This window comes from Mycobacterium sp. E735, from assembly GCF_001666955.1.
In the GTDB taxonomy this organism is placed as follows: Bacteria; Actinomycetota; Actinomycetes; order Mycobacteriales; family Mycobacteriaceae; genus Mycobacterium.
Window position 1 is genome coordinate 1 of the sequence record NZ_LZIX01000182.1, and the last position, 21,101, is coordinate 21,101.

The following is a 21,101-nucleotide window of genomic DNA, read 5'->3' on the forward strand; positions in this document are numbered from 1 at the left end:
CCCATGGCAGTCCAAACGGTATTGGAACGAAACGCAGGAAGCCGCGGAGGACCTGCACTACAACCCGGTGCATCCCCTGCTCGGGCAACCGGTGAGCGGCGCGGTGCACCCCACCTGGGAAGCGGAGTTGAGCACCGCGATGTTGCCCTTCCTCGGGGATCACCGGGTTGAGGGCAGTGTCCTGGTACCCGGGGCGGTATTCATCGAAATGGCCCTCGCGGCCGGCGAACAAACGTATGGGTCAGCTCACCACAGCGTCGAGAACCTGACGCTGAGACGGGCTCTCGTTCTTGACGACACGTGTGACCCCATACTCAGGACGACCCTCGATCAGGACACCGGCGCCCTGGAGTTCACCGCTTTCACTGCTACCGCGGGCGGGGACCTGAAGTGGACGCTGACGGCGACGGCGCAACTCAACATACTTCCGAGATCGCCCGGACGCTGCGACAGCCCCACCGGCGCGGGCGAGTCGACAACGATCGACGGCGACGAGTTCTACGCGCGTACCCGAGCCGTGGGACTGAGCTATGGCGAAGCGTTCCAGACAATCACCGGGGCGACGGCCGGAGACGGTTGGGCGACAGCCCGGATGACCATTCCGGAAGCGCTCGCCGACGAAGTCGACCGGTACCGATTTCATCCGGCCCTCATCGACGGCGCCTTCCAGACCCTGCTCGGCGCGCCGCTTTTCGGGGGCGAGGCGAACGAAAGTCCCTACCTTCCCGTGCGGATCCGGCAAAGCGCCATATACGGCTCTGCCGGCCCAAGCATGTCCGTCCACGTGCGTGTCGTGTCGGCGACCGCCGATGAGATCGAAAGCGACATCACCGTCACAGGGGCCGACGGGCGGCCGCTCGCTGTCTTCAACGGCTTCACCGTGCAGTCACTCGCCGCGTCGTCGCACATCTCGCCCGAGCGCGTGGACAGGGGACTCTACGAGGTTCAGTGGGTCGCGCATTCCGGCGTCCACGATGAACGCGAGAACTCGATCGCCGCCGAGGGCATGTCCTGGCTCGTCTTCGTCGACGCGGCGGGCGTGGGCTCAGCGCTTGCGGAACAGATGCGCCGCAGGGGCCAGCACGTTCGCCTTGTCGAACACCGACCCGTCGAAGCGCTCACCGAAATCGACGGCGGATATGCGGTGAACCCGAGACAGCCGCGTCAGCTACATCAGCTGCTCGAAACCCACCTCGCCGCAGAGGGCAACCTCGCGGGCATCGTCGACTGCTGGCCGTTGGATATGCCCGCACATCCGGATGGCGAACCGGCGCACAACGGTGTCCCGGCCGAAACGGCCGATAGCATCGGCGTTTTCACGGTCATGCACGTCGTGAAAGCCCTCGCGGAGCGGGACACCGTCCAGCCGCGCCTGTACTTGATCACCGCGAACGCGCAACCGGCGCCGGGGACCGAGACGATCGCGGTCGAACAAGCGGTCATCTGGGGACTCGGCCGCGTCGTGGGCCACCAGGAATTGGTCAAACAATGGGGCGGGCTGGTCGACATCGACGCCGCCGACGATCACGTCGCGACTGCCGCGCGCATCTGCGACCACGTTCTCGATGACGACGCCGAAGATCAGATCGCTATCCGCGGCCACACCACGTTCGTCCCGCGCCTGCGCCCGGCCAGCAGCCTCTCGAAAGCCTTCCCGACCAGACTCGCACCCGATGCCAGCTACGTCGTCACGGGCGGAGCGGGAGCCCTCGGACGCGTCGTCGCGACGTACCTTGCCGAGCGGGGCGCGCGGCATATCGCCCTGCTGAGCCGAAGCGAACTCCCGCCAAGGAGCCGCTGGCCGTTGCTGTCCCACGACCACAAGCACCGGTCAACCGTCGAAGCGATCCGGCAGATCGAGCGCCTCGGCGCGCGAGTGACGACGGCCAGCGTGGACATCACCGACGCCGACCAGGTGCGGGCGTGGCTGGGTGACCACATCCGAGACGAGGGCCGGCCGGTTCGTGGAATCGTCCACGCCGCGGGTTCAGTCCACGACCAACTGTTGGTCAACATGACCGAAGCGGATTTCACCAAGGTGATGGCGCCCAAAGTCGCGGGTACTCGCGTGTTGCACAACGCTTTCAAGGAACAGCACCTCGACTTCTTTGTGATGTTCGGGTCCGCCGGGTCGGTCATCGCCTCACCCGGTCAGGGAAACTACGCCGCCGCCAACGCATTCCTCGACGCCTTCGCGCATCATCGACGGGCCGAGGGATTGCCGGCCACCACGATCGGTTGGGGTCCGTGGTCGGTCGGCATGGTCGAAGAGCTCAAGCTCGAAAAGATCTACGCCCAGCGGGGAATCGAGCTGATCACCCCCGCGGCGGGCGCCCGGATCCTGGATCGGCTCATCAATCAGCAGGTACCCAATGTCATCGCCATCACCGCCGATTGGACGCTGGCCCGTCGCGTCGGCCTGGTCGGGCAGTTGCCGCCGATGTTCTCCGAACTGGGCGCGGCCGAAGCCTCGCCGGCCGAAACCGAGGGCGAAACGTCCGTCCTGGACTCCCTCGCGGCATGCCCGGAAGCCGACAGGCTCGACATGGTCGCCCGCCTGGTTCGACAAATCGGCTCCGCGGTCTTCGACCTCACCCCGGCCGATATCGGGCCCGACGACGCCCTCGACGACCTCGGCCTGGACTCGATGATGGCAATGGATTTCAGGGCCCGGATCCACGCGATGTTCGCCGTCGAACTGCCGGTGCTGGAACTGCTCAGGGGCGTAAGCGTCAACGAACTGGCCGTTCGCATACTTGGCCGGCTTCAACTGGGAGGCGCAGACGCATCCCCGGTCAGCGACCCGCGTCCCGAGCGCATCGCGGCCGACGAGGTCGACCGCTTGGTAGAGCAGTTCTCTCAGGACGAACTTCGGGCACTGCTGGTCGACCTCGAAACGCAGGCCGACCAACAGGACCCGGGAGGAACGCACGCGTGAACGCTCCCGGGCGGGCACGGTCGGCGCGACACGAGCAGCCGGCCGAGAAGGCCGAGCCGATCGCGGTCAAGCACGCGGAACAGCCCCGCGCGGTGCACGTTCGAGGCTTGTCGAAGGCCTACGGGCACCGGCCCGCGGTGCGCGACGTGGATCTCGACGTCGGCTACGGCGAGATCTTCGCCATCCTGGGGCCCAACGGCGCGGGAAAGTCAACGACGATCGAAATCCTGGAAGGCCATCGACAGCGAGATGCCGGAGACGTGCGGGTGTTGGGCGAAGATCCCGGAACCGCCGGCCGCTGCTGGCGCGCCAAGATCGGCATCGTGCTGCAAGAAGTCAGCGACGCGGGGATGCTGACCGTCGCGGAAACCGTTCAGATGCTGACGAAATGCTATGGGAGGGCACGGGTTCCGGGGGAGACACTCGAACTCGTCGGGCTGACCTCGGTTGCCCACGCCCGGGTGAGGACGCTGTCAGGTGGGCAGCGCCGTCGTTTGGACGTCGCCCTCGGCATCATCGGCATGCCCGAATTGCTCTTCCTGGACGAACCGACGACCGGCTTCGATCCGGATGCCCGGCGACGATTCTGGGACCTCATCAGATTACTGGCGAGCGATGGCACGACCATCCTGTTGACCACCCACTACCTGGAGGAGGCCGCCGCCCTGGCGGACCGGGTCGCAGTCCTGGCCGACGGCAGGGTGGTGGCGGTCGACTCACCGGCAAGACTGACCGAGTACGTCAGCTCCGCCGCTACGGTCCGGTGGGTGGAGGCAGGCCGCGTCCACGTGGAGGAGACGGATCGCCCGACCGACCTGATCAGGCAGCGGTCGAAGGACGGGGCTGAATTGGCTCAGCTGACGGTCTCCCGGCCGACGCTCGAAGACGCTTATCTGCGGTTGATCGGCGAGGCGTGATGGGCATCGACCAAGCGCAGGGTTCGTCACCGCAGCGCCACCGCACGCTCGAGGCGCCGCTCCCCGGTCCGCTCCGCATCGGGGTGTCGCGCATCGTGCCCGAGCTGAAAATGTTCTACCGCCGGCCGGAGCAGTTGGTCCTCACGTTTTCGATGCCTGCCGTGATCGGCATTCTGTTGGGTTCGATCTTTTCGACGAAGATGCCGCACAGCGACACCAGCACCGGTGCCGTGCTCGCTGCGAGCATCCTCGCTTACGGAATCCTGTCCACGTCCTTCATCAATCTCGGTATCAGCGTTGCCGCCGACCGGGAGAGCGGCGCGCTGAGGCGGCTGCGGGGGACTCCGACGACCGCGTCGTCGTATTTCGTCGGAAAGATCGCCCTGGTTGCCGTCGCCAGCCTGGCCGAGGCCGTCGTGCTGTTGTCGGTGGGTGTGCTGGTCTTCAAACTCCATCTACCAACCGATGCTTTTGGGTGGTTCACCCTGACGTGGGTGTTCCTGATGGGCATCATCAGCTGCTCGTTACTGGGCATTTTCGTGAGTAATTTTGCGAGCACCGCGGTTTCGGCGGCTGTCCTGACCAACGGCCCCGGGGTCGCCTTGCAGTTCGTGTCGGGCACCTATGTTCCGCTCGTCGCGTTGCCGGCGTGGATGTTGACCCTCGGCTCTGTGTTCCCGGTGAAGTGGATGGCCCAGGGTTTCCGGTCGGTGCTCTTGCCGTCGAACATGGCCGCCTTCGAACCGGCCGGCAGCTGGGAACACTGGCCGACGTTCTTCGTATTGACCGCATGGAGCGTGGGCGGGCTGATCGCCTGCCTAACGGTTTTCCGGTGGTCGGACAAAAAATAGGCCAATGGCCATACGTTGACTCCTGTACGTATGGTGCTTAGGACCCACACGACAGGAGAATCACAGTGGCAGAACGGTTGGCCGGGAAGGTCGCGCTGATCAGCGGTGGCGCGCGGGGGATGGGGGCCTCGCACGTGCGGACGCTGGTGGCCGAGGGAGCCAAGGTGGTGTTCGGTGACATCCTCGACGACGAGGGCAAGGCGGTCGCGGCCGAGGTCGGGGACGCCGCCCGCTATCTGCACCTGGACGTGACGAAACCCGAGGACTGGGACGCCGCGGTGGCCACCGCCCTGAGCGAGTTCGGCCATCTCGACGTGCTCGTCAACAACGCGGGCATCATCAACATCGGCACGTTCGAGGACTACGCGCTCTCGGAGTGGCAGCGCATCCTCGACATCAACCTGACGGGCGTCTTCCTGGGCATCCGCGCCGTGGTGAGACCCATGAAGGAAGCCGGACGGGGGTCGATCATCAACATCTCCTCCATCGAGGGGATCGCCGGCACGATCGCCTGCCACGGTTACACCGCAACAAAATTCGCCGTCCGGGGCTTGACCAAATCGGCGGCACTCGAGTTGGGGCCCAGTGGGATTCGGGTGAACTCGATCCATCCCGGGCTCATCAAGACGCCGATGACCGAGTGGGTCCCCGAAGACATCTTCCAGACCGCATTGGGCCGGATCGCCCAGCCCGAGGAGGTCTCCAGTCTGGTGGTCTACCTGGCCAGCGACGAGTCGAGCTACTCGACCGGCTCGGAGTTCGTCGTCGACGGCGGCACCACCGCCGGCCTGGGCCACAAGGACTTCTCCGCGGTGGACACCGGCGGGCAACCGGACTGGGTTACCTGACGGGAGCGAGGATTTCGGCCTCCTCGGGTGCCTTCTCTGTGCTCGGCTTGGGCCACGGCGACGGCACCGGGCGTTGCCGCACCCGTTGCGGCCACCAGAACCACTTGCCCAGCAACGCGGCGATCGACGGCGTCATCAGCGACCGGACGATCAGGGTGTCGAACAGCAGACCCAATCCGATGGTGGTACCGACCTGACCGATGACAGTCAGCTCACTGACCGCCATCGTCATCATCGTGAAGGCGAACACCAGTCCCGCCGAGGTGACGACCGAACCCGTGCCGCCCATCGACCGGATGATTCCGGTGTTCAGGCCGGCGTAGATCTCCTCCTTGAACCGCGCCACCAACAGCAGGTTGTAGTCCGCGCCCACGGCAAGCAGGATGATGACCGACATGGCGAGCACCATCCAGTGCAGCTCGATGCCGATGAGGTGCTGCCAGATCAACACCGACAGGCCGAACGACGCCCCCAGCGAGAGCAGGACGGTGCCCACGATGACGGCCGACGCCACCACGCCCCGCGTGATGAGCAGCATGATGATGAAAATCAAGCACAGGGACGAGATTCCGGCGATCAGCAAGTCATAGGTGTTGCCGTCACTGAGATCTTTGTAGATCGACGCGGTGCCCGCGAGATAGATCTTCGAGCCCTCCAGCGGCGTGCCCTTGAGCGCTTCGTAGGCGGCCTTCTTGATGGCGCCGATGTGCGAAATGCCTTCCTGCGACATCGGATCGCCGTCATGGCTGATGATGAAGCGCACTGCATGGCCGTCGGGGGAGATGAAGTTCTTCATCCCCTTCTTGAACTCGGCGTTGTTGAAGGTCTCCGGCGGCAGGTAGAACGAGTCGTCGTTCTTGGACGCGTCGAACGCTTTACCCATCGCGTTGGAGTTCTTCTGCGCCTCGTTCTGCTGATCCTGCAGACCCTTCTGGGTCGAATACATGGTCAGCATCGTCGTTTTCATGGCCTTCATGTTTTCGATCATCGAAGGCATCAGCGCCACCATCTGGGGCATCAGCGTGTCCAGATGGTCCATGATCGGCAGCAGGCTCTCGATGTCATCGGTCATGATGTCGATGCCGTCCAGGCCGTCGAAGACCGAGCGGAGCGACCAGCAGACCGGGATGTCGTAGCAGTGCCGTTCCCAGTAGAGGTAGCTGCGGATCGGCCGGAAGAAGTCCTCGAAATCGGCCATATGCTGGCGCAATTCGTTGATGTCGATGGTCATGTCGTGCATCTTCTTGACCATCTGATGCATGTCGTTGGCCATCTGCGCGGTGATGCTCGACATCTTTTCCATGCTGTCGATGGTCGTCTGCATCATGTCGGCCTGGTGCAGCATGTCGGCCATCTGATCTTCCTGGTACTTCTGGTTCATCTGCTGGGTGACGCCCTGCATGCTGATCTGGAACGGGATCGAGGTGTGCTCGATCGGCGTGCCTTGCGGCCGGGTGATGGCTTGCACGCGGCCGATTCCGGGCACCCGGAAAACCGTCTTGGCGATCTTGTCGATCACCAGGAAGTCCGCGGAGTTGCGCAGATCGTGGTCGCTTTCGATCATCAGCACTTCGGGATTCATCCGCGCCTGGGAGAAGTGCCGATCCGCGGCCGCGTAACCCTCGTTGGCGGGCAGGTCGGCCGGCAGGTAGTTGCGGTCGTTGTAGTTGGTGCGGTACCCGGGGAGGGTGAGCAAGCCGATGAGGGCGATCCCTATCGTCACCACCAGGATCGGTCCCGGCCACCGAACCACGAGCGCGCCGATCTTGCGCCACCCGCGAATGCGTTGTGTCCGTCTGGGTTCCAGCGTCCTGCGGAAGCGGGTGGCCACCGAGATCACCGCGGGCCCGAGCGTGAGCGCCGCCGCCACGACGACCACCATGCCGATGGCCAGCGGGATGCCCAGCGTCTGGAAATAGGGCAGGTTGGTGAAGTGCAGGCAGAAGGTCGCGCCGGCGATGGTCAGACCCGAGCCGAGCACCACGTGTGCGGTGCCTTTGTACATCGTGTAGTACGCGTCTTCGCGTGACTCGCCGACCGCGCGGGCTTCCTGATATCGGCCGATCAAGAAGATCGCGTAGTCGGTGGCGGCCGCGATCGCCAACGTGACCAACAGGTTGGTGGCGAAGGTCGAGAGCCCAATGATCTTGTAGTAGCCCAGAAAAGCGACCATCCCGCGGGCGGCCGAAAGTTCGAACACGACCATCACCAGCGTGAGCAACACGGTGACCACCGACCGGTAGACCAGGAGCAGCATCCCGATGATGACCGTGAACGTGGCCGCGGTGATGAGCTGCAGGCTGCGGTCACCTGCCGTGTGCTGATCCGCCGACAGCGCGGCGGGCCCGGTGACGTACGCCTTAACTCCGTGCGGCGGGGGCAGGCTCTTGACGATGTTCTGGACGGACTCGACCGATTCGTTGGCCAGGGCTTCGCCCTGGTTGCCGGCCAGATACACCTGGACGTAGGCCGCCTTGCCGTCGTTGCTCTGGGCGCCCGCCCCGGTCAGGGGATCGCTCCACATGTCCTGCACGTGCTCGACGTGTTTGGTGTCCGCATCGAGCTTTTTGACCATTTGGTCGTAGTAGGCGTGGGCGTCGGCGCCGAGGGGATTCTGTCCCTCGAGCACGATCATCACCGAGCTGTTGGACTTGTACTCGTTGAAGATTGCGCCCATGCGCTTGGTCGCGACGACCGACTGCGCGTCGTCGGGAGTCATCTCCACCGAGCGCATCTTCCCGACCTCATCCAGCTGAGGAACGACGACATTGAGCACCGCGATGAGCGCGATCCAGCCGATGATGATGGGAACCGCGAAGGTTCGGATGATCCGCGGGATTCTTTCCCGTACCGGTTCGTCGGCCACGGGAATGGTGTCGGTGCGGGCGTCATCGAAGTGTGCGCTCATGCGGATTTCACCAAGCAGAAGGTCAGGGCGTGCACGCCGTTGGTTTGGTTCTCGGCCTTGACTTCGTCGTCGATGGTGATGCGACAGCCCAACGAATTGCCGTCGCTTTGGGCCGAGAGGTTCGGGAAGACCGATGGGGCAGTCGTGCTGAGCACCAGCGTCCACGGCAAGGGCGCACCGTCGACCCGCTTCGGGTCGGCAGACAAATCCAAATAGTTCACGTTGGCCGTGCTGGCCGTGCCGAAGACCTCGTACTTGACGACCTTCGGCTTGAACGGCTTGGAATCGTCCAGCCGTGGGCTCGTCATGATGCCCGTGTCGTGGGCTCCGAAGAACGACTTGACCCGCGCCACCGCGAAGCCACCGATGACCAGGACCGCGACGATCAGCAGCGGCAACCATGTGTTGCGCATAACCTTCGAGATCTGCACCTAGGGAATTCCCTTCCTCGTCATCCGATCGTGACGTGGTCAGTCATGCGCGACGGCTTACGGTGCGCCGCAACGGTTTCGGCGGTCGCCTCGGTCCGTACAGGTTCGATGGTCAGAGGTAGCGGTCTCACGAGAACGCCGGTCGTCGCCCCCAGTGCGACACGCGCCGTGCGACGCGGAGGCGTTCCCGAGTACCGCAGAACAGAGCATAGTACATACTGTGCATTTGTTGCACACCATGCAACGATTGCGGTCGGTGTTTCAGGTCACTTCGTGAAGATGCTGTTGACCAGCGCGGCCGCTCGCTCGACATGGGGCATCGGCGTGTCGTCGGCGTCGCCCTCGCCCCTCGACCACCGCTCGATGCCGGAGCGCACCGCCGTCAGCGCCAGCGCGGCGATCAGCGCGACGATTTCGTCGTCGGGTTGCATGCCCTGGCGGCGGGCGACGATGTCGGTCAGGTGAGTTTGAAACCGTTCCAGGTCGGCGAGGAACGCGGCCAGCACCGCCGGCGAGGTTTTGGCGAGTTCGAGCATGTGTGCTGCGTGTTCGCGGCGTGGGGGCACGTCGCGAAGATGGTGGGCGGCCAGCGTGATCAGCTCCGCCAGCACCTCCGAGTACGGGGCAGGGCCGGCGGCGACGAAATCCGCTACCAGTTCGGGGGGTATGTCGGACGGCCCGTAGGCGATCGCCGATTCTTTGTTGGGGAAGTAGTTGAAGAAGGTGCGCGTCGAGATGCCGGCTTCGGCGCAGATCTCGTCGATGGTGACCTTGTCGTAGCCGCGTTCCACCGTGAGGCGCACCGCGGCGTCGCGGATGTCCGCGCTCGTTTGGCGGCGACGGCGCTCGCGTAGACCCATCTGATTGACGACCACGGCGTCCATAGTTGCACATTCTGCACACTTTGCAGTCAAAAAGTGACGGCATTCGCCGTCCAGGCGTCTGCCGGCATCCCGTTCGCCTGCGCTGCGCTGGGCGGAAAGTGTTCGCGCACAAGCGGGTCGGCCGCTGCGCGCGCGGTTTATGCCGCGGATGGGGCGAGCGCGTCGCGAAGGTGATCGCACTGGCTCGCGAAGAATTTCACCGACACGGGCGCGTTATCCACAATCTGGTCGAAGGCGTGAAACGCGCCGGGAGCGATCTCCTCGTGCACGGGGACGCCCGCCTCCCGCAGGCGCCGCGCGTACTGCCGGCACTCCTCGTAGAAGAGGTCCAACGTTCCGACCCCGATCCACGCCGGCGGCAGTCCGGAGAGATCGTCCCGCCGCGACGGGGCGGCCTCTTTGGCGTCGGCGCCGCCGAGATACCAGCGCCACGCCAGTTGGTTGTCGGTCTCGGTCCACATGATGCGCCTCTGACCGCTGCGTTCGGCGCCGGTCCGATCGTCGAGCATGGGATACACCAGCATCTGGAAGGCGAGTTTGACGTCACCGCGGTCGTGAGCCCGTTGCGCCACCGCGGCCGCGAAGAGCCCGCCGGCGCTGGCCCCGCCGACGGCGAGCCGATCGGGGTCCACCCATGGTTGGCGTGCGAGCCACCGCAGCGCCGCGTAGCAGTCCTCGACCGGGATCGGGTACGGATGTTCGGGTGCCACGCGATGTTCCACCGCCGCGATCGCGACACCGGTGCGGTTCGACAGCTTGCGCAGGAACTTGTCGTCCTGGGCGGCGCGACCCATGATGGTCCCGCCGCCGTGGACCCACAACATGGCCGGGGCGCGGCCGGGAAGATCGACCGGACGATGCAGACGAACCGTGACGTGCTCGTCGACCGTCGCTTCCGGCACGTCCCGCAACCGGCCGGCCGTTCCGAAAAAGTTCATGATCGTCCGCTGGACTTTGAGCCCGCGCTGGAGCGCATACCCACGCGGAAGGAACCGGGCAACCTTGCGCAGACCCGGATCCACCGCCTGCGATGAGGTAAAGGCGTTGCCGGGGAACCGTTTTGCCATCGAAGCCCTCTGTTTCTTCCGCTCGCGGACACGCCGACCATACCGGATCGGCATGGCGTCCCGAGGCGTTCTTCACCGCGCTGACCAGGGATTCTTGCCGGTCGCTGATTGGTCGAGCCTGGGGCAGGGTATCCGCTGTCGTGGCTTCGACCCTTACCAAGATCATCAGCGTCCTGGATCCGCGCACCGGTGACACCGTCACCCAGGTGCCGATCACCGAGCCGGCCGACTGTGATGAAGCGGTCAGGCGTGCGGCGGCCGCCGCCGGCGACTGGGCCCGCACGTCGCCGGCCGAACGCGCCGCCGCCGTGGCGGCCGCAGCGGGCGACCTACGGGCCGCGGCTGACGAACTCGCCGAACTGAACGAGCGAGAGACCGGCAAGCTGAGCGGCGACGCGCGTGGCGGCGTGAACGCGGGCATCGACACGCTCCTTCAGTACGCCCAACTCGGACCGTTGCACCGCGGCAGCGCCCTGCAGGGCGGCTGGTCCGCAACCGATTTGATGGTGCCCCAGCCGCGCGGCGTCGTTGCGGTGATCACGCCGTGGAACGATCCCGTGGCGGTGGCGGCCGGACTGCTCGGAGCGGCCCTGGTTACCGGGAACACTGTGGTGCACAAGCCCAGCGAGCGCTGCCCGCAGACGGGCCGGCGCTTCGCCGAGCTGCTGGCGGCGCGGTTGCCCGACGGTGTCCTCGAAATCGTGGACGGTGACGGCACCGTCGGGGAACGGTTGGCGGCCGCGGAGCTGGTCGATGTCGTCGCGCACGTCGGCAGCAGTGCGACGGGCCGAGAGATCGCGCGGGCCTGCGCCGAGCGGGGCGCGAAGGCCCTGCTGGAGAACGGCGGAAACGATCCGTTGATCGTCGACGCCGACGTGGATCCGGCGTGGGCGGCGGGGCAGGCTGCGCTCGGTGCCTTCGCGAATGCCGGACAGATCTGCGTCTCGGTGGAGCGGGTCTATGTCGTGCAATCGATCGCCGACGCATTCCTCAACGCGTTGATCGACGAGGCGATCGCGTGGGCCGACCGCATCGGACCGCTGGTCGACGAGCGCCATCGCGAGCACGTGCACACGCATGTCGAGGAGGCCACCCGCGCCGGGGCCCACGTTCTGGTCGGCGGCGAGCCGCGACCCGGGCCGGGTTCGTTCTACCCGCCGACGGTGTTGACCGACTGCACGCCCGACATGCTCATCATGCGCGAGGAAACGTTCGGTCCCATCGCGCCGGTACGGGCGGTGCCCGACTTCGCCACGGCACTGGCCGAAGCCGCCGACGACCGATACGGCTTGGCCGCCACCGTGCTCACCGGCGGCATGGCGCACGCCCAGGAGGCGTGGCGCAAGCTTCCCGTGGGGACCGTCAAGATCAACGACGTCTTCGGCGGTGCGCCGGGCGGCGCCTCCGAACCCCGCCGTGCCAGCGGCGCGGGCTTCGGCTTCGGGCCCGAACTACTCGACGAGATGACCGCCATGAAGGTGGTGCACTGGTCGGCGCCCGGCGGCTGACCGGCCGATGGGCTAGGAGTCGATGTCAGTCTCGCCGCCCCGGTCGCGGCAGTAGCCGCGGCTCCTTGCTGAGCATTGTCGGCAACGCTGGACTCCGACCCGGCGGCGAGCACACCGATCAAGCTGCGCCGGTTAGCATCGGATGTCCGGACGTCGAAGTGGAGGGTGAGGCGTGGCTGCGGTACCCGTCATCGCCCTCACTGGTCATCTCGGGGCCGGCAAGACGACGTTGCTCAACCACCTGTTACGCCATCCTCGCACGCGAATAGGTGTGGTGGTCAACGACTTCGGCGACATCAACATCGACGCCGCCTTGGTCGCCGGCCAGGTCGACGAGCCAGCGTCGATCGCCGGAGGATGCATCTGTTGCCTGCCCGACGGCGGTGGGCTCGACGACGCACTCATCAAGCTCGCCAACCCGGCTCGGCGCCTCGATGCCATCGTCGTCGAGGCCAGCGGTCTGGCCGACCCAGTGGCTATCGCGCGGATCATCGGCTTCAGTGAGATCCGCGGGATTCGCCCGGGCGGGCTTGTCGACGTCGTCGACGCAGTGAACCACTTCGACACCGTCGACTGCGGCGCCCTGCCGCCGGTGCGCTACGGTGCGGCGTCGCTGATCGTCGTCAACAAGATCGACCAGGTGCCCGAGGGCGAGCGGGCGGCCATGGTGCAACGCGTCACACACCGTGCCGCGCAACGTAACCCGCGCATACATGTCGTGGCGACGACGGGTGGCCGGATAGCCCCGGAGCTACTCTTCGACGCGTCCGCCACGTCCGGCCGGGTTGGGCAGCTCTCGTTCCTGGATCTGGCGCCCGAGCATGACCATGACCACGTCCATGCCGACGCCGTCGCCGTCCGCAGCTCCGGATGCGTCGACCCCAATGCCCTGTTCGACCTTCTCGAAGATCCGCCGCCGCGGGTGTTCAGGCTGAAAGGGATCGTGGCAGTGCGCCACCGCGCGACCGTTCATGGCTATGTCGTCAATCTGGTAGGTAGCGCAATCCACATCGGGCCTGCGCCGCGGGGGGCCGTGGCCAATCGTCTTGTGGCGATCGGAATGGATCTCGACGTCGATGCTGTCCGTGCGCGGGTCGACAGCGCGCTGCAGCCGGCCCCGGGGCGGGCGTCGGCGCAGGCCCTGCGGCGGCTCGACCGCTATCGGCGCCTGAGTGCGTGAGAAACGATTCGGCTGAATTCGTTCGAGATCGTGGCCTGCGCGCGGCGGTTAAGTCGTGAATAACCCTGCGCTGCAGCAATATTCGTCACAGTGACGTATTGCCGGCGACGGACCTGGGGGACGGGGGATAGGGTCCGGGGCCCGCTTCCGGGCAGGTAGCCGCCCGACGGCCGCGTCGTCACGGCGTGGCTCGTCGGGTTCTCGGTGCCACAGTGACGGGGGCCGGGTGTGACCAACGTCAAGTGACAATAGTGACCCAGTTCATAGCCCGCGGGCCACTAATTAGGCCATCCTTACCATTCGTTTGCATACCTAATGGCTGGGAGCGCGATGGCCGACCTCGACTTTGGCTACGACCTGACCCTCGACGAGGCGCGTAGACGCAGCGCGATGCTCGAGGCGACGGGTGACGACTGGGACCCTGTCGCCGTGCTTGAAGAGGAAGAAAAGGCATACGAAATGCTGTACTCGAATCTCGATGAGGAGCAGCAGCGGGTCTACGACGAGTTGGTCCGCGCCGGCGTGTTGCCTGAACGGACGACTGCTCGTGCTACCGATTGATCCGACGGCCGACCGTGGCCGGCGTGCATGGTTGCCGTGTCCGCGCTGCGATCACCGCGCCAGATGTGGCGATTGTCGAAGCACCCGCAACTGCGATACGCACTGGCAGTACCTCCTGAGTAACAGGGGCACGCTGGTGCATCTGCAGTGCTCGGATTGCGGCCATCTCTGGTCGACCGACACGCATCGCAGCGCGGCCCCCAGGCGCTGGCGACACAATTCGAACTGACCTCCCGGCCAGGGCTCTGGGGTGGGACGGGGTAATTCGTCACGGTGACGCATTGGTCAGGTCCTTGGCGGGGAAGCGGAGATCGGCGGGCGTCGCTTGTTGGCGTGCGAAGCCGGTCGCCGAATGTTCGTGCCATCGAGCGTGCACCCATGGCGGCGCTTGTCGGCGTGTCGCCGCCGTGAGCGCACGCTCGAAGCCCTGACCGCACACTCGATGCCGCGGGGTGCGCCGCCGGCTGTCGACGTCTCACCGGTGAGCGGTTCGTGGGCCAGATCTCGCGAAGGCGGCCCATTTCTGAAAACCGCCTCGCAGGCTTCGTGCCGGTAAGTGACGCAATACCGCTGAGCCGCATAGACTTTCGTCACGGTGACGTTTTGGGGCTGGGTAGGCGGAAAGCCGGATCGGGGGTGCCGGCCACTTAATTGCCACTTAACTGCCGCATCCCAGCGCTCATTTGGGTGTGCGCCTATGGTGGCGCCGATCGGCGTGTCGCCGCCGTGGGCGCACACTCGATGCCCTGAACGCACACTCGATGACGCGGCCGAGGGTACCGGCGGTTGGCGCGATAGCCGGCTCGACCGGGTAATTGCAGGTCGGGGCCCGCGAAGGCGGCTCTCGTCCGCGACCGGGCTATACCCGTTGTGCCGATAAGCGACATTATGTCAAGTTACGCCTGGGATTCGTTATCCTCTCCTGTATCAGCTCATTTCGCGGTTAGTGGATCGAGGCGTCGACAACTTTCCCGACGTTTGTCGACGCTCTCCGACCGCTCGGTTGTCGAAGCTTAAGAAATCTTCTTCGCGATATGCTCTGCGATCTGCGCACCCCGGTCGCCGACATTGTCGGCGCAGGCGCTTACATCGATCACCACGTTGTTGGAAGCCGTCAACGCGCGTTGGCACGCCCAAACTCCTCCACCGTCTTCTTGGACCCTCGTTATCGTCAAGACGCCCTCCTCGGCGCGGGCCTTACTCAGCGTCCAGTAGTGCGCCGTGGGGTCTCCCGGGTCGTGGAGATCGACGCGCCGGTCATCGCAGTTCGCCCAGCCCGTGACCTGGCTGGCGTAGAAGTCATGGGCGGCCAAGCCTCCCGGGAACGACACCACCGCCTGGTATGCCACATGATCGGCGTTGTCGCGTCGGTCCTTCAGCTTCTGCACGCGCACAGCCGTCCAGCCGCTGCCTTGGTACGAGTAATCCTGTGCCTCGGCCCAGACCAAACATCCATCAGCGAGAGGCTGATTCGTGTACATGGTGTCGCCGGTGTCGACCACCTCCATGTGGGCGGCCATGATCGAGCCAATTTCGGTCGGGCTGAGCAGCAATCCGGACAGGGCACCGGGTGGCAGCGGTTGAGGAGCATGACCCATGGTCGGAGCCGCTACCACTGTCCCGCTGACGGTCACCGTGCACCCGGCTGTCAGCGCGGACAGCGCCACAATTGCGAGCGCATGGCTGCCTGTCGGCGCGCTCATTCCCCTCGTTCTTCGCATCGTCCCCCTAGCCGCCAAACTGATCAGTCGTCACCAAGTGCGAAGCCACTCCCTGTGCTTCTGGGTCATCGCCTGAATCGACATTGTGCCCACGCTATCGTGGCTGCTGTCATTTGGTTAGCCGGTCGCCCGGACCTCCTGGACGGACGGCCGTGGCGCACAGTCGATCCCAAGTCGTCGCTGGACGGGCCGGTAACGCGCCGAGGCGAGGATGCTCAACGCGGGCAGGTTGCTCTAAACGTGAAATCACTGAGCTTGGTGTAATCGTGAAGCTGTTTGATCTTGCCAGTCACGGTGTAATTGTCACCGTCTCGCGTCAGCGTTGGTGGCGGTGCTCCTCCGGTCGATGTCGGCTCCCAGAAGTAGGCGATACCACCGGCGCTGAAGTCCAAAGTTTCAAGCTTGCCGCCCGCGGCATCGACGGTGACACCTTCACCGGACTGCGTTTTGGCCGTGACGATCACCGCGCCGCCCATATCGCGGCATTGGACGTCATGCAGCGGGAGAGCTTTGCCGGCCAACGTCAATGAGTCGCTATGTGTCGCAGAGGCATCGGTTGACGTGGTGGTTGACTTCACCGAGGCAGCCGTTACCGATGGATGGCTGCAGGCCGTTGTTGGGATGCTAGCGACAAGGAGCAGAATCGCGGCTGTAGCTCCACTGGAGGACGTTGATCTGGGCAATGGCGAGTTGTCCTCTGCAGGATTGACAAGTGAACTGCGCACCGAGATTCGGCACTGAAAAAGAATCCGGCCGGTGCCTCGGCGGCTGCCGTCGCACATGCCAATCGTATCCAAACACCCCCTGCTAACTTGCGGCGACAGCAGGCTGCGCCAGACTGGAGGGCTCGCAGTAAAGCTACGCGTACTGCCCTGCCGTCAACGGTTCTCGCTCATCAGTCACGGCCAATCATTCCTCGACGGGATGTGGTGGTCATCGCGCACACTAGGACTCGTATCCGACGCCGTGGAGGACCGATACCGGAATGAACCCGGTGGCCGAATTCGACTTCATCATCGTGGGAGCAGGCAGCGCCGGCTGCCTGCTTGCCAATCGACTCAGCGCCAACCCTGATCGCCGTGTCCTCCTGATAGAGGCCGGCGGCCAAGACGACTGGTTCTGGATCAAGGTGCCGGTGGGCTACCTGTACACCATCGCCAATCCCCGCACCGACTGGTGCTTTACGACCGAGCCCGACCCTGGCCTGGCCGGCCGCAGCATTCACTACGCACGCGGCCGCGTGATCGGCGGTTGCTCGTCGATCAACGCGATGATCCACATGCGCGGACAGGCAAGTGACTACGAGCTCTGGGCACAGGCCACCGGTGACGAGCGCTGGCTCTGGGGTGGCCCGGACAGTCCCGGCGAGACACTGGCGATCTACAGGGAGTTGGAAAACTACTACGGCGGAGCCGACGACTGGCACGGCGCCGGTGGTGAGATCCGCGTCGAGCTACCGCGGGTGCGCTGGAAGATCCTGGACGCCTGGCAGGCCGCCGCCGCCCAGGTGGGCATCTCCCCGATCGATGAATTCAACCAGGGCGACAACGCCGGCTGTGCGTACTTTCACGTCAACCAACGGCGCGGCCGTCGCTGGTCGATGGCCGATGCCTTCTTGCATCCCATCGCCCACCGGCCGAATCTCACCGTCTACACGCAGACCCAGGCCTTGCGGCTTCTGATGGAAGATCAGGTCCTCGAGGATCAGCGCCGGGGCGCCTGGACCACGGCCCGGCACCGCATCGCCGGTGTGCGGTTGCTCAAAGGCGGCCACATTGTCGACGTCCGAGCCCGGAACGAGGTGATCCTGAGCGCCGGAGCGATTGGCTCGCCGCATCTGATGCAGGTCTCGGGTCTCGGCCCGGCCGGCCTGCTCGCCCAGCATCAAGTGCCGGTGGCCGTCGATCTGCCAGGAGTGGGCGAAAACCTCCAAGACCACTTGCAGCTTCGAACGATCTACCGGGTCCAGGGCGCCCCGACCGTCAACACCCTGTACAGGAACTGGATCACCCGTGCGGGCATGGGGCTTCAATACCTGCTGTTGCGGTCGGGGCCGATGACGATGCCGCCTTCCACCCTGGGGGCTTTCGCCAAGAGCGACCCCGCGCTGGGAAGTGCCGATCTGGAGTGGCATGTGCAGCCCTTGTCGTTGCCGAAGTTCGGCGAACCCCTGCACCCCTTCGGCGCGATCACTCCCTCGGTCTGCAATCTGCGACCCACTTCGCGAGGCCATGTGCGGATGGCCAGTGCAGATCCCCTGACCTATCCGAAGATCTTCTGCAACTACCTGTCGACCGACGTTGATCGTCAAATCGCCGTGCGGGGCCTTCGGATGACCCGGCAGATCATGGCGGCGCCAGCTCTGGCCCGCTACCGCCCGCAGGAGTTGCTTCCCGGCCCGCAGCTGGTGAGCGACGAAGACCTGCAGAATGCGGCCGGTGAACTCGGCACGACTATTTTCCACCCGGTGGGCACCTGCGCGATGGGAGCCTTTGACGCGCACGGTCGGCCACGGGCGCCCGCCGCGGTGCTCGATACCGACTGCCGTGTGTATCGCGTCGCAGGCCTTCGGGTGGTCGATGCCTCGGCTATACCCACCATCATTTCCGGCAACACCAACGCGCCGGTCATGCTCATCGCCGAGCGCGCAGCGCGGGCGATTGTGGGATAAGTCGGCCACTCCAGGGCCGAAGGTCGGCGGACTCGAAGTCGACACCAACGACGTCCTGGCCCCCGATTGCGGCCAGTGGAACCTCGACCATGCGAGTCATCCAAATGGCGGGCCAGGGCGCTCCCCGCAATTCGAGCTAGAGCCCGGACGGGACGACCTTGTCGTTCACCGTCACCGCGACCTGGCCGGTCGTCGGGTTGTACTCGATCTTGCCGTGCTCGAAGGTCGACACCTGCAGGTCGCCCAAGGCGTTCACGTCGCTGGTGGGCGAGCCCAGCGGACCTGCGGAACCGTTAGTGCCGGTGACCGCAGGCGTGCCGTCCGGGCCACGTGGGACATTCCAGGCCTCCCGGATCTTGCCCACGATGATGTACGCGGGTGTGCCCGCCGCGCCGTTCCTGGCGGTGATCGCGCCGCCCTGGAATTGCTGGAACACCACGCCGCTGTCCCGAGTCCCCGCGTTGCGGTCACCCGTCAGCGGCTTGCCGAGTGCCTTCTTCTGATCCTCGGTTGCCGACGAGTACTTGACCGCGATCGGGCCGGTCAGAGTCACCTCGACGTCGCGCTCCCCTATCAGCTTCACCTCGGTGGGCGGCGCCGGGGCTTTCGAGGTGGAGGTGGCGCTCACCCCGACCTGAGGCGGCGCCGACGCGTCGACGCTCTTGCCATTGCTGCAGCCCACAGGGATCAGCGCGACGGCGGCCAGGCCGACGATTGCCGCGTGGCGGTTTGCGATCGTTCTCATAGGCTTCCTTTCGCGTCTTCGTGTGGTGGATCGAGTTGCGGCTGACCTTTTCGCCCGGACGTGCCTTCAAAACCGAATCACTTGACTGCGCAGGCGATCGCCCGAACGAACTTACAACGCCGTCATAGACGGCAAGCCAGAGCACCGAGTAAAGATCCACCGGTGCGCGATGGCCCCGACGTCAGCGCTTGATCACTGTCAACGAGCCATGGTCAAGGTCGCTGGTGACGTAGGCGAAGTGCGTGTTTGGGTCGACCGCGATGGCGAGCGGATTGTTTCCGACGGCAAGGATTCCGGTGGCGATGCGTTTGGTGGTGTCGACCACCGACACGGACCCACCGCTGTAGTTGGCCACGTAAGCGGTGTTCGTCGGGGGGTCCACTGCGACCCCCGCGGGGCGTTGCCCGACAGGCACACTAGCGGTGACGCTCAGGCTGTTGGTGTCGACGAAGGACACCGATGCATCGTCGCCGCTGGCGATATAGGCGGTGTGCGATGCGGTGTCGATGGCGATGCCGGCCGGGTGGACGCGAAGCGCAACGGTACCGATGACAGTTCGGTTCGTGGTATCGACAACCGTCACCGCGGGATCGGCAGTGGTGACAAACAAGCGGTGCGCGGTCCGATCGATGGCTACCCGGCTTGGACCTTTTCCGGTAGGCACCGTCGCGGTCACGGTATGCGTTGTCACGTCGATCACCGACACCGATGCGCTATCACCGTTAGTGACATAGGCGATCCGGGCATCCGGGTCGACCACTACCCCGCCGGGGTGGCTCCCGACACCGATTCTGGCGATGACCGTGCCGTTGGTGGTGTCGATGACCGACACCGAGGAGTCGTCGTAGTTGGTGACGTAGACGGTCCGGGTCGACGGATCCACGGCCACGCCCACCGGGTGGCGTCCTACCGCGATGGTGGCTGTGACCGTACGACTGCCGGTATCGACCAGCGACACGGAGTTGGAACCGGTGTTTGCGACATAGGCGGTGTGTCCGGCGGAGTCGACCGCGACTCCAAACGCGCCATTGCCTACCCGTACCGAGGTGGCGACCGTGGGTGGACCACTCGGCACTGCGATGACCCCCGAACTGGGCGTGCCTCCCCCGCTCGGCGGCGCGGCCGCCGCCGCAGATCCCGTCGTCTGCGAAGATCCCGCCGTTGATGTAGGAGATCCGTGCGTTGAAGTATGTGTGCGCAGAAAGTATAGGCTCGCGGCCCCCAACGCCATGACCACTCCAATCACCGCGGCGGCGACCACCCAAGATCGCTTGGCGCGCTTGCGGTTCCCGGTTATCTCCTGCTGCGGACCGGGGTGCAATGGCTTCCGCCCTTGCCGTGTTGGCTCACTCGGCCATGAGGCCACTCGAGTGGGGACAGTGGCGGTGTGTGACTGCGCGCTCGGGTCCGGACGGCGTAGCGGCACCGTGATCGCATCGCGCGCGGCTCGTGCCATGTCAACCGGGGTGGCGTAGCGCTGGGCAGGGTCTTTGGCCATGCCGGTGGCGATGACCGCGTCGAATGCCGGCGGCGCGCCGGAGTCAGAAGGGCGCGGCGGCGGCGCCGACAGATGCCCTGCCAACTGTTGCTCGATGCTGTCGCCCGGAAACGGGGCGCCTCCCGTCAAGCATTCGTAGAGCACGCAAGCAAGCGCGTAGATGTCCGAGCGTGCATCGGCCTCACCGACTTTGCGTATCTGATCGATTTCGGGATCGCTCGTGTTCTCGGCGAGACCGGTCTGACTGGTACGGACGCGGTGGTGGGCACGCTGCGCTACATGGCACCCGAGCGCTTCAAAGTCGGTGAGGCCGATGCACGCTCGGACATCTACGCGCTTGCTTGCGTGCTCTACGAATGCTTGACGGGAGGCG

17 protein-coding genes and 1 pseudogene are annotated in these 21,101 nt (G+C 65.3%); 10 read left to right on the top strand and 8 right to left on the bottom strand.

Annotated features, from left to right (window positions below; genetic code table 11):
• From A5704_RS14345 to A5704_RS14360, 4 genes are all read left to right on the top strand, one after another.
• The coding region (locus A5704_RS14345; protein WP_156737675.1) for a type I polyketide synthase at nt 1-2,938 on the top strand (2,938 nt) is incomplete at its 5' end.
• A gap of 59 nt (nt 2,939-2,997) precedes the next feature.
• Nucleotides 2,998-3,855 (top strand): ABC transporter ATP-binding protein, encoded by an 858-nt coding sequence (locus A5704_RS14350; RefSeq protein ID WP_067756418.1) that lies wholly within the window; start codon nt 2,998-3,000, stop codon nt 3,853-3,855.
• Complete coding sequence (locus tag A5704_RS14355; protein WP_067756374.1) at nt 3,855-4,706, top strand: ABC transporter permease; 852 nt, start codon at nt 3,855-3,857, stop codon at nt 4,704-4,706. The genes A5704_RS14350 and A5704_RS14355 overlap by 1 nt, the downstream gene beginning before the upstream one ends.
• 65 nt (nt 4,707-4,771) lie before the next feature.
• Nucleotides 4,772-5,554, top strand: a complete 783-nt coding sequence (locus tag A5704_RS14360; RefSeq protein ID WP_067756377.1) for an SDR family oxidoreductase — start codon at nt 4,772-4,774, stop codon at nt 5,552-5,554.
• Here the strand turns inward: A5704_RS14360 and A5704_RS14365 are convergent.
• The 4 genes from A5704_RS14365 to A5704_RS14380 all read right to left on the bottom strand — a co-directional run bounded on the left by A5704_RS14365 (nt 5,547) and on the right by A5704_RS14380 (nt 10,844).
• The gene (locus tag A5704_RS14365; RefSeq protein ID WP_067756380.1) at nt 5,547-8,462 is read right to left on the bottom strand and encodes an RND family transporter; all 2,916 of its coding nucleotides are present in this window, start codon (nt 8,460-8,462) and stop codon (nt 5,547-5,549) included. The two genes, A5704_RS14360 and A5704_RS14365, sit on opposite strands and share 8 nt — an antisense overlap.
• Nucleotides 8,459-8,875, bottom strand: a complete 417-nt coding sequence (locus tag A5704_RS14370; protein WP_067756421.1) for an MmpS family transport accessory protein — start codon at nt 8,873-8,875, stop codon at nt 8,459-8,461. Before A5704_RS14370 ends, A5704_RS14365 begins: the two co-directional genes overlap by 4 nt.
• A 284-nt stretch (nt 8,876-9,159) precedes the next feature.
• On the bottom strand, nt 9,160-9,777 hold the full coding sequence (locus A5704_RS14375) for a TetR/AcrR family transcriptional regulator (protein WP_067756383.1): 618 nt from the start codon (nt 9,775-9,777) through the stop codon (nt 9,160-9,162).
• Nucleotides 9,778-9,914: 137 nt separating this feature from the next.
• Entirely contained in the window at nt 9,915-10,844 is a 930-nt protein-coding gene (locus A5704_RS14380; RefSeq protein ID WP_067756387.1) for an alpha/beta hydrolase, read from the bottom strand.
• A gap of 140 nt (nt 10,845-10,984) precedes the next feature.
• On the opposite strand from A5704_RS14380, the gene A5704_RS14385 reads away from it, so the two are divergent.
• From A5704_RS14385 to A5704_RS14395, 3 genes are all read left to right on the top strand, one after another.
• Complete coding sequence (locus tag A5704_RS14385; protein WP_369807432.1) at nt 10,985-12,352, top strand: aldehyde dehydrogenase; 1,368 nt, start codon at nt 10,985-10,987, stop codon at nt 12,350-12,352.
• Between the two features lie 172 nt (nt 12,353-12,524).
• On the top strand, nt 12,525-13,532 hold the full coding sequence (locus A5704_RS14390) for a GTP-binding protein (RefSeq protein ID WP_067756390.1): 1,008 nt from the start codon (nt 12,525-12,527) through the stop codon (nt 13,530-13,532).
• 330 nt (nt 13,533-13,862) lie between these two features.
• Nucleotides 13,863-14,093, top strand: a complete 231-nt coding sequence (locus A5704_RS14395; RefSeq protein WP_231969111.1) for a DUF6400 family protein — start codon at nt 13,863-13,865, stop codon at nt 14,091-14,093.
• 1,013 nt (nt 14,094-15,106) lie between these two features.
• On the opposite strand, the gene A5704_RS14400 is transcribed toward A5704_RS14395, so the two are convergent.
• Both A5704_RS14400 and A5704_RS28840 read right to left on the bottom strand, forming a co-directional pair.
• Nucleotides 15,107-15,796 (bottom strand): sensor domain-containing protein, encoded by a 690-nt coding sequence (locus A5704_RS14400; RefSeq protein WP_067756394.1) that lies wholly within the window; start codon nt 15,794-15,796, stop codon nt 15,107-15,109.
• Between the two features lie 233 nt (nt 15,797-16,029).
• Nucleotides 16,030-16,392, bottom strand: a complete 363-nt coding sequence (locus A5704_RS28840; protein WP_197505006.1) for a lipoprotein LpqH — start codon at nt 16,390-16,392, stop codon at nt 16,030-16,032.
• Between the two features lie 407 nt (nt 16,393-16,799).
• Here A5704_RS28840 and A5704_RS14410 point away from each other — a divergent pair, with 407 nt between their 5' ends.
• The gene (locus A5704_RS14410; protein WP_067756400.1) at nt 16,800-18,485 is read left to right on the top strand and encodes a GMC family oxidoreductase; all 1,686 of its coding nucleotides are present in this window, start codon (nt 16,800-16,802) and stop codon (nt 18,483-18,485) included.
• 7 nt (nt 18,486-18,492) lie between these two features.
• Nucleotides 18,493-18,594 (top strand): annotated as a pseudogene (locus A5704_RS29240) (twin-arginine translocation pathway); the annotation flags it as partial.
• 27 nt (nt 18,595-18,621) lie between these two features.
• On the opposite strand, the gene A5704_RS14415 reads toward A5704_RS29240, so the two are convergent.
• Both A5704_RS14415 and A5704_RS27710 read right to left on the bottom strand, forming a co-directional pair.
• Nucleotides 18,622-19,230 carry an LGFP repeat-containing protein gene (locus A5704_RS14415; RefSeq protein ID WP_067889556.1) on the bottom strand — a complete coding sequence of 203 codons (609 nt, stop codon included), beginning with the start codon at nt 19,228-19,230 and terminating at the stop codon, nt 18,622-18,624.
• Nucleotides 19,231-19,411: 181 nt separating this feature from the next.
• Complete coding sequence (locus A5704_RS27710; RefSeq protein WP_369827132.1) at nt 19,412-20,728, bottom strand: YncE family protein; 1,317 nt, start codon at nt 20,726-20,728, stop codon at nt 19,412-19,414.
• 87 nt (nt 20,729-20,815) lie between these two features.
• Here A5704_RS27710 and A5704_RS27715 point away from each other — a divergent pair.
• Nucleotides 20,816-21,101 (top strand): protein kinase (locus A5704_RS27715; protein WP_304442286.1); only part of this gene is annotated, 286 nt, incomplete at its 3' end.